Below are 13,241 nucleotides of genomic sequence, written 5' to 3' on the forward strand. Positions count from 1 at the left end.
AAGTGCGCTCCATCACCCACATGCTCGACATCGAACGCGTGAGCTGGTCTCCCGGCGGCGCGGTGGACGTGCTCGATTCGGTGACGCTGACGGTGGCCGAAGGCGAATTCGTCGGGCTGGTCGGCCCGAACGGCAGCGGCAAGACGAGCCTGCTGCGCTGCGTGTTCCGCTACGCGCGGCCCGACGCCGGCCGCGTCGCGCTCGATGCGCAGGACGTGTGGCGGATGCGGCCGCGCGCGGTCGCGCAGCGCATCGCGGTGCTGCAGCAGGAAACGCCTGACGATTTCGGGTTGACCGTCGACGAACTGGTCGGCATGGGCCGCACGCCGCACAAGCGGCCGTTCGATGCGGAGTCGGCCGACGATCGCCGGATCGTCGAAGCCGCACTGCACGATGTCGGCCTCGTCGAGCGTCGCGCCCAGCGCTTCGCATCGCTGTCGGGCGGCGAGAAACAGCGTGCGTTGCTGGCGCGTGCGCTCGCGCAACAGCCCGAACTGTTGCTGCTCGACGAACCGACCAACTATCTCGACCTGCGTCACCAGCTCGAACTGCTCGCGCGCGTGCGCCGCCTCGGCATCGCGACGCTCGCGACGATTCACGATCTCAATCTCGCGGCCGCATATTGCGACCGGCTTCATGTGCTCGCGCACGGCCGCGTCGTCGCGTCCGGCGCGCCGGACGACGTGCTGACCGAAGCGCTGCTGCGCGACGTGTTCGGCGTCGCCGCGCTCGTCGATCGCCATCCCGTCACGGGCCGCCCGCGCATCACGCCGCTTCATCCGGAATGACCGCCATGCCATTTGCTGATCTGTCCTCCGTCGTCCGCCGCCTGGTCGCCGCCGCCGTGCTCGGCGGCGCGGCCGTTCACGCGCTCGCCTATCCCGTCACCGTGCGCAGTTGCGATCGCGACGTGACGTTCGAACGCGCGCCGACGCGCGCGGTCAGCAACGACGTGAACCTCACCGAGATGATGCTCGCGCTCGGCCTGAAAGACCGGCTCGTCGGCTATACGGGCATCGGCGGCTGGAAGACGGGCACCGCGCGCGTGCGCGACGCATTGCGCGGCGTGCCCGAACTGGCGAGCCAGTATCCGTCGCTGGAAGTGCTGGCCGCCGCGCGCGCCGACTTCTATCTCGCGGGCTGGAACTACGGGATGCACGTCGGCGGGCCGGTGACGCCGGCGACGCTCGCGCCGTTCGGCATCCGCACGTACGAACTGACCGAATCGTGTTCGCACGTGATGAAGCAGTCGGCCGCGTCGTTCGACGACGTGTTCCGCGACCTGACCAATCTCGGCCGGATCTTCGGCGTCGATGCGCGCGCCGCGCAGGTCGTCGCCGGGATGCGCGCGCGGCTGGCGGCGGTGTCGCGCGCGATCGGGCGCCCGGCGCCGCTGCGCGTGTTCGTGTACGACAGCGGCACCGACAAGCCGATGACGGCGGGCGGCCTCGCGATGCCGACCGCGCTGCTCGCGGCGGCGGGCGCGCGCAACGTGATGGACGACCTGCCGCGCAGCTGGACGCAGGTGAGCTGGGAAAGCGTGGTCGCGCGCGATCCGCAGGTGATCGTGATCGTCGACTATTCGGCGGTCACGGCCGCGCAGAAGCAGCAGTTCCTGTCGAGCCAGCCGGCGCTCGCGCGCGTGGCCGCGATCCGCGACCGGCGCTTCGTCGTGATTCCGTACGATGCGGCGACGCCGGGCCCCGAGAACGTCGCGGCCGTCGAGACACTCGCCCGCGCGCTGTATCCGGCCGCATTCGCGGCAGCGGCACGATGAGCGTGCGCGGGCAGGCGGCGCGGCCCGGTATGCGCGTGGTGCTGCCGGGACTGGCCGTGCTGCTGATCGTGTCGATCGTCGCATCGGCCGCGTTCGGCCCCGCGCCGATCGCGATGCCGGCCGCGGTGCGGATCGTCGCCGCGCACGTCGCGTCGGCGGTCGGCGGCGGCGATGCGTTCGCGGCGGCCGCGGGCGACGACAGCATCGTGTGGCTGATCCGGATGCCGCGTGCGCTGCTGGCCGCGATCGTCGGCGCGACGCTGGCGGCGGTCGGCGTCGCGTTGCAGGCGGCGACCGCGAACCGCCTGGCCGATCCGCACCTGCTCGGCGTGAGCGCGGGCGCGATGCTCGGCGCGATCGCGGTCACGGTGGTGGCCGGCGCCGCGTTCGGCCCGTTCACGCTGTCGGCCGCCGCGTTCGCGGGCGCGCTTGCGGCGACCGCATGCGTGGTCGCGCTCGCTTACCGGAGCGGCCGGCTCGAATCGGACCGGCTGCTGCTCGCGGGCGTGTCGGTGTCGTTCATGATGGCCGCGTTCGGCAACCTGCTGCTGTATCTCGGCGATCAGCGCGCCGCGTCGTCGGTGCTGTTCTGGATGCTCGGCGGCGTCGGGCTCGCGCGCTGGGATCTGCTGCCGGTGCCGGCCGTGTGCGCGGTGCTTGCCGGCTGCGCGCTCCATGCGCGCCGGCGCGAACTGAATGCGCTGATGTCGGGCGACGTCGCCGCCGCGTCGCTCGGCGTGCCGAGCGCGCGGATGCGACGCGAGGTGTTCGTCGTCGCGTCGTTCGCGACGGGCGGGATGGTCGCGGTCAGCGGCGCGATCGGGTTCGTCGGGCTCGTGACGCCGCATCTGTGCCGTCGCGTGGTCGGCGCCGAGCACGGCCGGCTGCTGCCGGTCGCCGCGCTGACGGGCGCGATCCTGCTCGTGTGGGCCGATGTCGCCGCGCGCACGCTCGCGGCGCCGGAGGATCTGCCGATCGGCATCGTGACCGCGCTGTTCGGCAGCCTGTTCTTCGTCGCGCTGCTGCGCCGGCGCTGACGACGCGCGGCCGGCGACGGCGGGCGGGGCCCGCCGCCCGTTTCATCAAAGCGGGACGACGCTAGTCATGCCGCCGCGGCGGCGCGTATCGGCGTGCCGGTTCGCGACGTGCTGCGCGACGTCGAAGAGGCTGTCCGGCAGCGCGCGCACGGGCAGCGTGATCACGAAGCGCGCGCCGCCGAGCGGCGAATCCTCGAGCCGCACGTCGCCGCCGTGCACCTGCGCGACGCGCCGCACGATCGCGAGCCCGAGCCCGAAGCCGCCGGTCTGCCGGTCGCGGCTCGAGTCGAGTCGCTGGAACGGCTCGAACACGCGGGCGCGCTCGGCGGGCGGAATGCCGGGGCCATCGTCGTCGACGCTCAGCACGAGCGCGCCGGAGCGGTCGCGGGCGGCGGCCAGCACGACCTTGCGCGACGCATAGCGCGCGCCGTTGCGGATCAGGTTCAGCAGCGCGCGGGCGACGAGCTTCGGATCGCAGACGTGGGCCGCGGGCGCGTCGAGCGTCGACACGTCGAGCGCGATGCCGCGATCGGCGATGTCGTCCGCGACGTTGCCGGCGACGCTGTCGATCAGCGCGTCGACGACGACCTCCATCGGCGCGAGCTCGCTTGCCCCCTGTTCGAGCCGGCCGATCGTCAGCAGCTCGGTGACGAGCTCGTCAAGTTCGCGCACGTCGCGCCGCAGCGCGTCGCGGCGCTCGCGCATCCGGCCCGTTTCGTCCGCGTCGGCGAGCAGCGCGAGCCCGAACTCCAGCCGGGCGAGCGGCGTTTTCAGTTCATGCGAGATGCCGTGCATCATTTCGCGCTGCTGCTTGATCGACGCCTCGATGCGCGCGGCCATGTCGTTGAACTGCTGCGACAGCTCGTAGATGTTCGACTTGCCCGACACCTTCACGCGTGTCGACAGCATCCCGGCGCCGAACGCGCGCGCGGCGTCCTGCAGCCGGCGAATGTCGCGCCAGTGATAGTGAATCCACAGCACCACCGCGAACAGCGTCGCGAGCGCGAGCAGCATGTACGCATAGATGCGGATGTCGAGATCCGGCGCTTCGATCGGGCGCGCATGCAGCACCGAACCGTCCGCGAGCGGCATGTAGTAATCCTTGCCGTTGTAGCTGATCGCGATCCGGCCGGCATCGAGATCGCGCAGCGGCGCGCCGCTCAGTTGCGCGCGTGCGTCGGCCATCGACATGAAGCCGAACCCTTCGCGGCCATGCAGCGCGAGTTCGCGCAGTGCGAGCTCGCGCTGCGCGCCAGGATGGCGTTCGAGGTAGTCGTTCAGCACGAACGAATAGGTCGTCAGCGAGTCGCGTTGCGCCTGCGCGCCGCGCTCGTAGAAGATCCGGTCGAACGACAGCTGGATGAACATGATCGACGCGCCGACGAACAGGATCACGACGAGGTACAACCGAAGCAACGGGCGCAGCATTTATTCGTCCCACGCAGAAGGGCTGAAGAGGTAGCCGCGACCCCAGATCGTCTTGATCTTGTGCGGCTCCGATGACGCATCCTCGAAGCGGCGGCGCAGCTTCGAGATGCCTGAATCGACCGAGCGGTCGAGTCCGTCGAATTCGATCCCGCGCAACTGCTTCAGGATGTCGTCGCGGCTCAGCACGGTGCCGGCCGCGCGCGCGAGGATCAGCAGCAGATTGAATTCGGCGGTTTTCAGTTCGACCGGCTCGCCGCGCCACGTGACGGTGCGGTTCGGCGGCGAAATGGCGAGCTCGCCGAATACGAGCGCGTCGGGCGCGGCCGCGGGCGCTTCCGCCGCGGCCGGCTGCGCGCGGCGCAACAGCGCGCGGGCGCGCGCGACGAGCACGCGCGGCTCGATCGGCTTGGTGACGTAATCGTCGGCGCCCGTCTCGAGCCCGGCGACCTGGTCGTACACGTCCGCCCGCGCGGTCAGGATCAGCACGGGGACGTTGGTGAACGCGCGGATGCGCCGGCAAACCTCCATGCCGTCGAGATTCGGCAGCATCAGATCGAGTATCACGAGGGCCGGCTGGTGCTCGCGCACTGCCGCGACGGCAAGGTCGCCGCGCCGCACGACCGTCACCGCGAATTCATAGCCGTCGAGGTATTCGCGCACGAGCTGCGCGAGGCGGTCGTCGTCCTCGATCAGCAGCACGCGGTATTTGAGTGGAACTTCGTTCATGGTTTCCTCGGACGCACGCGCCATCTCGCACCCGGCAGACCGATGCGCGGCGCGGCACGCGAATTCTATCCGGCGGATCGACCGCCGGGGCAGCGGGGCGACAATCGCGAACAATCGAACACAATTGGGCACACATTTGCCCCACATTCAGGACAGTCTCGGTGCGGGGCGGCACCTAGACTGCGGGCTTCGTCACTCATATCTCAATATTGTGCGCCCATCCCTTCGCCGCTACCGCTATTGCATGCCGCTCGCCGGCCTGACCCTCGCCGCCGCCGCCCACGCGGAAAACCAGTATTCGTTGTCGCTCGGCGGCGGCGTCGCACCGCGCTACCCGGGCAGCAAACAGTATCGCGGCGTCGTTGCGCCGTCGTTTTCCGCCACGTTCGGCAATGGCTTCTTCGTCGACAGCACGCAGGGCGCGGGCTACCGGCTGGACCTGCCGCACGGGGCGTTCGTGTCGGCGGCGGTGAACTACGACGCGGGCCGCGCGGACGAGAACCGCTTCGACCTGCCGGGCTCCGACTACCTGAAAGGCATGGGCCGGATTCCGGGCTCGGTGCTCGTCGGCGTGCGCGCCGGCGTGACGCTCTTCGACACGGCGGAGCTGAGCGTCACGATCGATACGCCGGTGACGCATACGTCGCGCGGCGTGTCGGGGCACGTGGATCTCGCGGTGCCGGTGCTCAAGACGTCGCAGCACGAGATCATCGTGACGGGCACCGTGCACGCGGGTTCGGGCCGCTACATGCAGACTTTCTACGGCGTGACCGATGCACAGTCGATGACCAGCCGGTTCCGGCCGTATTCGGCGAGCGGCGGGATCGACAGCGCGTCGATGGCGGTTGCATGGAACTGGACGCTGTCGCGGCATTGGTCGGTGCTCGCGACCGGTGGCGTGACGCGGCTGCTCGGCCGCGCGGGCGACAGCCCGATCGTGCAGTCGCGCAGCAACTACTACGGCATCGCGGGCGTGACGTACAAGTTCTGAGCGGATTGCCGACGCGGGCCGGCGCGCGCGGCGCGCCCACGATGCGTCGGCGTCGCGCCGTCGCCGCGAACCGCGTGCGGTAACATGCGGGCGGGTTCGGCGTCAGGCCGACCTCCGACGCGGCGGCGCCGACGCGGCGCGGCCGGGTCGCAAAAGGCCGCCATGCGCGGGCCGGCTCCGGCAGGAAACGGCCGGCAGCGTGCGGAACCGATCACGCATGCGATGCCCGGTCGTGCACGAATGCCGCACATCGACCGCCGGGCCACGACACGGAGAAACCGATGAAGAACACGATCGCGATGCTCGTTGCACTCGTTGCGGGCGCAACCTTTACAGGATGTGCGGACATGGACACGAAGCACCGCAACGCCACCGCCGGTGGCGCGGCCAGGGCCCCGTTGCAGCCGGGCGCCGCGCAGGCATGCAAGGCGGACGCCGCGCCGGACGAAGCGCTGGTCGGCAAGAACGAGGCCGATGCGAGCGCGCTGCTCGACGGCTGCCTGTGGCGCGTGCTCGAGCGCGACGGCAAGTCGTTGCCGGGCACGATGGATTACCGGGAGGAGCGCCGCAATCTCGGCATTCGCGACGGGAAAGTGATCTGGGTGCGGCGCGGGTGACGGCGGTGTGACGATTCCGCCACCGGCGTCGTCGACGTCGCGCTATCTGCGCGCGTATTTCACGAAGCGCGGCACGGCCGCGCGCGAACTGCCCACGACCGCACGGAAATAATCGCCGCGATGCGCATGCGTTCGGACGTGCGTCACTTCGAGATGTACCACAGCGCGTCCGCGCTGGCGCGCGACGGCTGAGCGGCCGGTGCCTGAGCCGGCGCGGGCGGCGGCGTGTTCGACGTGATGGCCGTCGGCAGCGTGGCGGGAATATTCGCGGTCGACGGCGAGGCCGTCGCCGTGCCCGACGTCGATGGCGTATTCACGTACCACAACGCATCGGCCGACGCGGTGCGTTTCGCTGGCGTATTGGCCGCCGTGTTCGTCGCCGCGTTCATTGCGGTTCCGGCCGACTTCTTCGATGCCGAGGCCGATGCCCCGGCCGTCGCCGTCCCCGCCTGCGCGGTCATGCCCGCGGCCGCCGCACTGCGCTGCGCCCGCGCTTCGAACGGTCCGAGCTGGAAGATCAACGTTTGCGCGGGACGCGTCACGACGGCATACGGAAACTGCAGCTCCCACGACATCAGCACGCGCCCGGCCGACGTCTCGGTGAAGATCGCCGGCACGTGCTTCATGTCGCTGAACTGCACGTAGACCCGCGCGCCGTCGTCGAACACCTGGGTCGGCTTGGCCTGGTCGGCGCCGGTGACCGTCCAGCCGAAGTTGTACGTGCCGGCCGGGCCGGCGGGGCCGCCCTGCGGCGCCGCAGGCGGCGAGCCAGGCGAGATCGTGCGGGCGCGCGCGACGGGCGGCGCCGACACGCTCAGGCTCGAGAACGGGTTGTACGTCTGTGCCTGTTGCGGCGGCGTAAAGGACGGTGGAAGGATGGGCATGGGAGTATCCGGCGAATCCGGCATGGTCCGGATTGCATCATAGACCTTGCGCGCATACGCGAGGCGCTTGTCGGGCGATGCGGAGTTGTACGCGCCGATCGCGTTCCAGTTGGGGCCGAGTTGGCGGATGTTCTGCGACAGAATCCACGCGCCGACATACGCGTTCGTGCAGGCATCGAACAGGCTTTCCCGCGTGATCCCTTCGCGCGCGAGCGTCGGCAGCCACGTGCTGTTGATCTGCATCAGCCCGATGTCGACCGTGCCGTTGGTATTCGTGTTCACCGCGTTCGGATTCATCCCCGACTCGACCTGCGCGATGCCGCGCATCAGCGCGACGCTCACGTGCTGGAACGCGGCCGCGTCGTCCAGGCAATCGGCCCGTGCGACGCCGGAGAGCGCGCACGAGAGCGCGATCGTCGAGGCGAGGGTCAGCGTGTGGCGGCTGAGCGGGCGAGTGGTATGACGCGACATGGCAGGATGGGGCGGAATCCGACCGCCCGGTGCAAGGAAATTACGCAGACGCGAAGTGTGCCATAGCAGGCGGGCAAATGGCTCGCGTCAAACTTTCCTTTGCATTTGCCCGTGCGTGCGCCGCGCACTTTTATTGCGCCGGATCACGGCCCCACGTGCTGCGGGATCGGTAAAAATGGCCGAGATTGGTGCGAATGCAGGTGCAATGGCGATGACCCGAAAGCTGACGTATTACGTCACTCGAGCGGCGAAGCTGGCGATAAGCGGAGCGAAAGGGAAAATTCCCCGGCAGCGATTGGCGGGGCGAAAGAAAACGATAAAAAATCGGTGGCGAAGCCGCCGTCTGCGCAATGCGAATTCGGCCTGCCGCGCGGCGCGCGGCAAGCCATCCGCCGGTATCGCCGTCAGAAACGGTGGCGCAGCCCGAGGTTGACCATCGTCTGCGAACTCGTGCCCGCGTAACCGTACGAACCGATCGACGCCTGCGCGGCCATCGAGCCGCCGTTGCCGTCGCCGGTCTGGCCGCTCGCGTGCTGGTACGCGGCGGTCAGGTAGACGTCGGTGCGCTTGGACAGGTTGTAGTCGGCGCCGGCCGATACCTGGTGATAGGTCGCAGACGTGTCGCCGCCCGAGCGCGTGTAGCTGTAGCCGACGCCGACGAGCAGCGCGTTCGTCGCCTGGTAGTTCACGAAGCCTTGCCCCGTGTTGTAGTGCTCGTTCGAACCGAACACGGAGCTTGCGTCGCGGCGGTACTGCGCGTTGCTGTAGCCGACGCCGAACGTGAACGGGCCGGCGACGTACTGGCCCGCGATGCGTGCGATGCCGAACGCGTGCGCGCTCGCATAGCCGCTGTTGATCGGGCCGTCGAACGTGCCGTCCGACGAGCTGGTCCAGCCGTTGCGCACGCCGTTCGACGCGGGGCTGTTGGTCGCGTGGAAGTAGCCGCCCGCGACGCTGAACGGCCCGTTGTTGTACGACACGGCGGCCGAGTAAGACTGCGCGGCGCCGGTGCTGCCGGCGATGCCGCCGAACGAATACATCGCGGCGAACTGCAGGCCCGCATAGACGGCCGACGTGTACTTGACCGCGTTGTCGACGCGGAAGCTGTTGTCGTAGTTGTCGACGTCGCCCGGCGTCGCGAACGCGCTGCCCAGATAGTTGTCGGCGGTGATGCCCTGCACGAGGTCGACGAGCGGGTCGTACTGGCGGCCGAACGTGAGCGTGCCGTAGCGGTCGCTCGTCAGGCCGACGAAGGCCTGACGGCCGAACAGGCGGCCGCCCTGGCCTTGCCGGCCGTTGCTCGGGTCGAAGCCGTTCTCCAACTGGAACAGCGCCTTGAGCCCGCCGCCGAGATCCTCGGTGCCTTTCACGCCCCAGCGGCTGCCGGCGAGATTGCCCGCGCTGCTGTTGCCGAGCATCCACGCGTTGTCCTTGCCTTGGGCGTGGTTCACATAGGTGATCGACGTGTCGATCACGCCATACAGCGTGACGCTCGACTGCGCATGCGCGACGGACGTCGCCGCGAACGACGCGAGGGCAATCATCGAGAGGGCCGTGCGTTTCATTTTATCTCCTGTGCGCATGGGTGGGTTCGTGATCCGGAATGGCAGGAGACTACAGAGCCGCACTGAAACGGCAAAAATGGAATGCTTCGTTGTGGCCTGATGTAGACAGGGATGTTTCTCGGAATTCACCGTTGAGGGATCAGGATTATTGATAAGCGCGTATCAATGGGCTGCCATTCCACCGGTTTTTCAGTGGGCTTTGCGCGTGTCGTGATAATTCGGCGTGATTTGCGGGTGAACTACCGCGATCTCGATATTGTTTTCGATCCGTCAAATCGTTATTTAACGAATTGAATCGGCTGCGCTGAAATGAATGTGATAAATGTGCGTCGCGCGTGAGCGGTGACGGCCTGTCGGTGCGTCGTAGCCGCCGCACGTTGAAACTCGGGCCGCGAACTCGCCTTGGCTCGTCAACGCGCCGCATCCGATCGCGGCCGGGCTGCCGGCCGGCACGACGAACGCGTACGGCAAGCAGGCGCCGATGAGCCGTGGCAAGCCGGGGCTCGGCGCGATCACGATCGCGACCGTGTACGGTCAACCCGACAACGCCGCGATCTTCGCGTACGAGAAAGGCGTGACGATGGACTACGAAACGCTCGCGCCCGCGCGCCGCCGCGACGCCGCCTCGATCAGTTGCGCCAGCGCTTGCGCGGGCTCCGACATCGTGCGCCGCGCACGATGCACGAGCCCGATGTCGCGATGAAACGTGTGATGCCCGAGGTCGATCGCGCGCACGCCGGCCGGCCAGCGGCGATACACGGCGGTCTGCGGCACGATCGCGACGCCGACGCCGTTCTCGACCAGCTTGACGATCGCGTCGAGCTCGTCGAGTTCACAGGTGTCGCGCACCGCGATGTGCATCTTGCGCAGAAAGCGGTCGACCTGGCGGCCGCCGAACGACGCGCGGTCGTAGCGCACGAACGGTTCGTTCGCGAGCAGCGCGGCCCAGTCCTTGCCCTTCACGCCGCGCGGCACGATCAGCCGGAACGGTTCCTGTGCGAGCGTGGTCCAGTGCAGGTCGCTCTGCAGCGCAAAAGGCGGCCGGATGATCGCGGCCATGTCGATTTCGCCCGCGTCGACGCGGTTGACCAGCTCGATCGACAGCCCGGGTATCACGCGCGTGCGGCACCCGGGATGGCGGCGATGGAAATCGGCCAGCGCAGCCGGCAGCAGCGCGCTCTGCACCGATGCGATCGCGCCGATCGTCACGCGCACGGCGGCGGGCGAGCCGGGCGCGGCCGAGCTCAGGTTCTCGTACAGGCCGATCAGCGCCTGCGCCTGGTCGAGCACGTGATGGCCCCGCTCGTTGAGCCGCGCCGATCGCCCTTGCCGGTCGAACAGCGCGAAGCCGAGCTCGGCTTCGAGGCGCTGCATCTGTGCGCTGACGGCCGCCTGCGTGAGCCCGATACGGTTGCCGGCCGCGGCAAAGGTGCCTTCGCGGGCGACGGCGACGAGGGTTTTCAGTTCGCGGATCATTCATCAATTCTGTTTGTGAATCAGCCAATTTTATATTGATTTAATTTTTGCTCGGCGTTGTCTACCATGGTGCCGTCCTCGCGCCACGCGAGCGTTTCTTCACGAGGCCATCATCCATCATGAGTCTTTCCCCGTTTCACCTGGCGATTCCCGTCTACGACCTGCCGGCCGCGCGCGATTTCTACGGCCGCGTGTTCGGGCTGGAAGAGGGGCGTTCGAGTGCGCAGTGGGTCGACTTCAACTTTTACGGGCATCAGCTCGTGATCCACGAGCATCCGAAAACCGCGTCGCAGGAAGGCGCGCATACGAATGCGGTCGACGGTCACGACGTACCGGTGCCGCATTTCGGGATCGTGCTCGACTGGGCGAGCTGGGAAGCGCTGGCCGAGCGGCTGCGCGGGTTCGGCGTGACTTTCGTGATCGAGCCGTACGTGCGGTTCCAGGGGCAGGTCGGCGAACAGGCGACGATGTTCCTGTTCGATCCGTGCGGCAATGCGCTCGAATTCAAGGCGTTCCGCGACATCGGCCAGCTGTTCGCGAAGTGACCGGCCGGGGCGCCAGCGCCGATTGACGTTGGGTGCGAGAATGCGGCCTTCAGCCCGGCCGCGCGCAGGTGCGACGGCCGGCGCCGCGCCGCACGGCATCCGTCCGTGCGCGCCGTTCTCCAAGGAACCCGTATGGACAGTCACATCGCGCCGGTGGCGCTGAACAAGGCCTACCGTCTGCTCAATCACGGCCCGACCGTGCTCGTGTCGGCCCGCCACGACGGCGTCGACAACGTGATGGCCGCCGCGTGGGCGTGCGCGCTCGATTTCCTGCCGCCGAAGCTGACGGTCGTGCTCGACAAATCCGCGAAGACGCGCGAGCTCGTCGAGCGCAGCGGCACGTTCGTGATCCAGGTGCCGACGGCCGCGCAATTGCAGCTCACGCATGCGGTCGGCAGCCACAGCCTCGCGCAGCGGCCCGACAAGCTGCGCGAAGCGGGCGTCACGCTGTTCGACGTCGACGGTCACGACTTGCCGTTCGTCGCCGGCTGCTCGGGCTGGCTCGCGTGCCGGCTGATTCCGGAACCGCACAACCAGCAGACCTACGACCTGTTCATCGGCGAGGTGATCGGCGCATGGTCGGACACGCGCGTGTTTCGCGACGGCCACTGGTATTTCGAATCGGCCGATCCCGCGTTGCGCAGCCTGCACTACATCGCGGGCGGCAATTTCTACGCGATCGGCGAATCGCTGCACGTCGATCCGGACGCGCAGTAAGCGCCGCACGCCCTTTCCCGAATCGGGCGCGCTTCATGCGCGCTTTTTCAATTCCGCCAGCATGAGGTCGACGAACGCCTGCGCGACGCGCGGCAGCGTGCGCCCGCGCTTCGCGACGAGCGCGATCGGCCGCACGAACGCGGGATCGTCGATCGGCTTCGCGACCAGTTCGGGCTCGGCGCGCACCTCGCGGGCGGTCGCGGGCAGGATCGTCACGCCGAGGCCGCCGCGCACCATCGCGACGGCCGTCATCATGTAGGTCGGCTCGCACGCGATGTCGGGCGTGCAGCCGGCCGCGTCCAGCGCGGCATCGACGACGCTGCGCACGCTCGTGCCCTGCGCGGTGAGCACGAGCGGCACGCCGGCGACGTCGGCGGTGGTGACGCGGCGCTTGCGCGCGAGCGGATGATCCTGCGGGCACACGGCGACGAGCCGGTCGGCGCCCGCATACAGCACCTCCAGCGACGCATCGAACGTATCGCCGCCGGTCAGCCCGAGATCGGCATCCTCGTTGCGCACCAGCGCGGTGACGAGGCTCGCGACGCCGTCGCGGATCTCGAAGCCCGCGCGCGGCACGTCGCGCCGGAACGACTGGATCAGCTCCGGCAGCACACTCGACGCGAAGGTCGGCAGGCACGCGAGCCGCACCGTGCCGCTCGCGCCTTCGCCGAGCGCACGCGCATCGCGCAGCACGCGCTCCATGTCGTCGAGCGAGCGCTGCAACAGCGGCAGCAGTTCGCGCCCGGTCTGCGTGAGCGCGACGCTGCGGCTGTTGCGGTCGAACAGGCGCGCGCCGACGATGTCCTCGAGCCGGCGGATCTGCACGGTCAGCGCCGGCTGCGACAGGTGCAGCCGTGCGGCCGCGCGCGTGAAGTTGCCGGCGTGCGCGACGGTGACGAACGCGCGAATGTCGCGAAGATTCAGATCCATAACGGTTCGTGATTGCTGCGATCAAATCATTTCAATTGTGCTATCGCTGCGCCGACCTTACGCTCGTCTCCAACAAA

The 13,241-nt window shown here is 68.7% G+C and carries 13 protein-coding genes and 1 pseudogene; 8 read left to right on the forward strand and 6 right to left on the reverse strand.

From position 1 onward, the window contains the following. Positions 1 to 11: 11 nt before the first annotated feature. Genes JYG37_RS08700 through JYG37_RS08710 form a run of 3 tightly spaced genes read left to right on the forward strand, consistent with a single transcriptional unit; the run spans position 12 to position 2,814 of the window. The gene (locus JYG37_RS08700; protein WP_179233137.1) at positions 12 to 788 is read left to right on the forward strand and encodes an ABC transporter ATP-binding protein; all 777 of its coding nucleotides are present in this window, start codon (positions 12 to 14) and stop codon (positions 786 to 788) included. After that, positions 785 to 1,777, forward strand: coding sequence for an ABC transporter substrate-binding protein (locus tag JYG37_RS08705; RefSeq protein WP_050013736.1), 993 nt, complete (start codon positions 785 to 787; stop codon positions 1,775 to 1,777). Before JYG37_RS08700 ends, JYG37_RS08705 begins: the two co-directional genes overlap by 4 nt. Next, complete coding sequence (locus JYG37_RS08710) at positions 1,774 to 2,814, forward strand: FecCD family ABC transporter permease (RefSeq protein ID WP_050013737.1); 1,041 nt, start codon at positions 1,774 to 1,776, stop codon at positions 2,812 to 2,814. Before JYG37_RS08705 ends, JYG37_RS08710 begins: the two co-directional genes overlap by 4 nt. 45 nt (positions 2,815 to 2,859) lie before the next feature. Here the strand turns inward: JYG37_RS08710 and JYG37_RS08715 are convergent, their stop codons facing one another. Together JYG37_RS08715 and JYG37_RS08720 are read right to left on the reverse strand one after the other, a co-directional pair. Continuing rightward, the gene (locus JYG37_RS08715) at positions 2,860 to 4,242 is read right to left on the reverse strand and encodes an ATP-binding protein (RefSeq protein ID WP_050013738.1); all 1,383 of its coding nucleotides are present in this window, start codon (positions 4,240 to 4,242) and stop codon (positions 2,860 to 2,862) included. After that, positions 4,243 to 4,968 carry a response regulator gene (locus tag JYG37_RS08720; RefSeq protein ID WP_089488636.1) on the reverse strand — a complete coding sequence of 242 codons (726 nt, stop codon included), beginning with the start codon at positions 4,966 to 4,968 and terminating at the stop codon, positions 4,243 to 4,245. A 244-nt stretch (positions 4,969 to 5,212) separates the two neighbouring features. On the opposite strand from JYG37_RS08720, the gene JYG37_RS08725 reads away from it, so the two are divergent. Together JYG37_RS08725 and JYG37_RS08730 are read left to right on the forward strand one after the other, a co-directional pair. Next, on the forward strand, positions 5,213 to 5,959 hold the full coding sequence (locus JYG37_RS08725) for a MipA/OmpV family protein (protein ID WP_050013740.1): 747 nt from the start codon (positions 5,213 to 5,215) through the stop codon (positions 5,957 to 5,959). 281 nt (positions 5,960 to 6,240) lie between these two features. Continuing rightward, positions 6,241 to 6,576 (forward strand): hypothetical protein, encoded by a 336-nt coding sequence (locus tag JYG37_RS08730; protein WP_050013741.1) that lies wholly within the window; start codon positions 6,241 to 6,243, stop codon positions 6,574 to 6,576. Between the two features lie 143 nt (positions 6,577 to 6,719). Here the strand turns inward: JYG37_RS08730 and JYG37_RS08735 are convergent, their stop codons facing one another. Next, positions 6,720 to 7,931 carry a lytic transglycosylase domain-containing protein gene (locus tag JYG37_RS08735; protein ID WP_213346025.1) on the reverse strand — a complete coding sequence of 404 codons (1,212 nt, stop codon included), beginning with the start codon at positions 7,929 to 7,931 and terminating at the stop codon, positions 6,720 to 6,722. A 404-nt stretch (positions 7,932 to 8,335) separates the two neighbouring features. Then, a complete protein-coding gene (locus tag JYG37_RS08740) occupies positions 8,336 to 9,496 on the reverse strand; it encodes a porin (RefSeq protein WP_176016777.1) in 1,161 nt (386 codons plus the stop codon). A gap of 400 nt (positions 9,497 to 9,896) precedes the next feature. On the opposite strand from JYG37_RS08740, the pseudogene JYG37_RS34755 reads away from it, so the two are divergent. Continuing rightward, positions 9,897 to 10,109, forward strand: a pseudogene (locus JYG37_RS34755) (hypothetical protein); the annotation flags it as partial. Here JYG37_RS34755 and JYG37_RS08745 read toward each other — a convergent pair. After that, positions 10,082 to 10,972 carry a LysR family transcriptional regulator gene (locus JYG37_RS08745; protein ID WP_050018260.1) on the reverse strand — a complete coding sequence of 297 codons (891 nt, stop codon included), beginning with the start codon at positions 10,970 to 10,972 and terminating at the stop codon, positions 10,082 to 10,084. The pseudogene JYG37_RS34755 and the gene JYG37_RS08745 overlap by 28 nt on opposite strands. Positions 10,973 to 11,091: 119 nt before the next feature. Here JYG37_RS08745 and JYG37_RS08750 point away from each other — a divergent pair, with 119 nt between their 5' ends. After that, positions 11,092 to 11,517, forward strand: coding sequence for a VOC family protein (locus tag JYG37_RS08750; protein WP_006481570.1), 426 nt, complete (start codon positions 11,092 to 11,094; stop codon positions 11,515 to 11,517). A gap of 132 nt (positions 11,518 to 11,649) precedes the next feature. Then, a complete protein-coding gene (locus JYG37_RS08755) occupies positions 11,650 to 12,234 on the forward strand; it encodes a flavin reductase family protein (RefSeq protein WP_050018259.1) in 585 nt (194 codons plus the stop codon). Between the two features lie 33 nt (positions 12,235 to 12,267). Here JYG37_RS08755 and JYG37_RS08760 read toward each other — a convergent pair whose 3' ends face one another. Next, positions 12,268 to 13,164: a LysR family transcriptional regulator gene (locus JYG37_RS08760; protein ID WP_050018258.1), complete on the reverse strand. Its 897-nt coding sequence runs from the start codon at positions 13,162 to 13,164 to the stop codon at positions 12,268 to 12,270. Positions 13,165 to 13,241: the final 77 nt, after the last annotated feature.

Source organism: Burkholderia sp. LAS2 (genome assembly GCF_018417615.1).
GTDB lineage: Bacteria > Pseudomonadota > Gammaproteobacteria > Burkholderiales > Burkholderiaceae > Burkholderia > Burkholderia sola.

Coding starts and splice junctions, on each gene's coding strand:
- JYG37_RS08705 (WP_050013736.1), top strand. CDS start 785: ATGACCGCCATGCCATTTGCTGATCTGTCCTCCGTCGTCCGCCGCCTG.
- JYG37_RS08710 (WP_050013737.1), top strand. CDS start 1,774: ATGAGCGTGCGCGGGCAGGCGGCGCGGCCCGGTATGCGCGTGGTGCTG.
- JYG37_RS08715 (WP_050013738.1), bottom strand. CDS start 4,242: ATGCTGCGCCCGTTGCTTCGGTTGTACCTCGTCGTGATCCTGTTCGTC.
- JYG37_RS08720 (WP_089488636.1), bottom strand. CDS start 4,968: ATGAACGAAGTTCCACTCAAATACCGCGTGCTGCTGATCGAGGACGAC.
- JYG37_RS08725 (WP_050013740.1), top strand. CDS start 5,213: ATGCCGCTCGCCGGCCTGACCCTCGCCGCCGCCGCCCACGCGGAAAAC.
- JYG37_RS08730 (WP_050013741.1), top strand. CDS start 6,241: ATGAAGAACACGATCGCGATGCTCGTTGCACTCGTTGCGGGCGCAACC.
- JYG37_RS08735 (WP_213346025.1), bottom strand. CDS start 7,931: ATGTCGCGTCATACCACTCGCCCGCTCAGCCGCCACACGCTGACCCTC.
- JYG37_RS08740 (WP_176016777.1), bottom strand. CDS start 9,496: ATGAAACGCACGGCCCTCTCGATGATTGCCCTCGCGTCGTTCGCGGCG.
- JYG37_RS08745 (WP_050018260.1), bottom strand. CDS start 10,972: ATGATCCGCGAACTGAAAACCCTCGTCGCCGTCGCCCGCGAAGGCACC.
- JYG37_RS08750 (WP_006481570.1), top strand. CDS start 11,092: ATGAGTCTTTCCCCGTTTCACCTGGCGATTCCCGTCTACGACCTGCCG.
- JYG37_RS08755 (WP_050018259.1), top strand. CDS start 11,650: ATGGACAGTCACATCGCGCCGGTGGCGCTGAACAAGGCCTACCGTCTG.
- JYG37_RS08760 (WP_050018258.1), bottom strand. CDS start 13,164: ATGGATCTGAATCTTCGCGACATTCGCGCGTTCGTCACCGTCGCGCAC.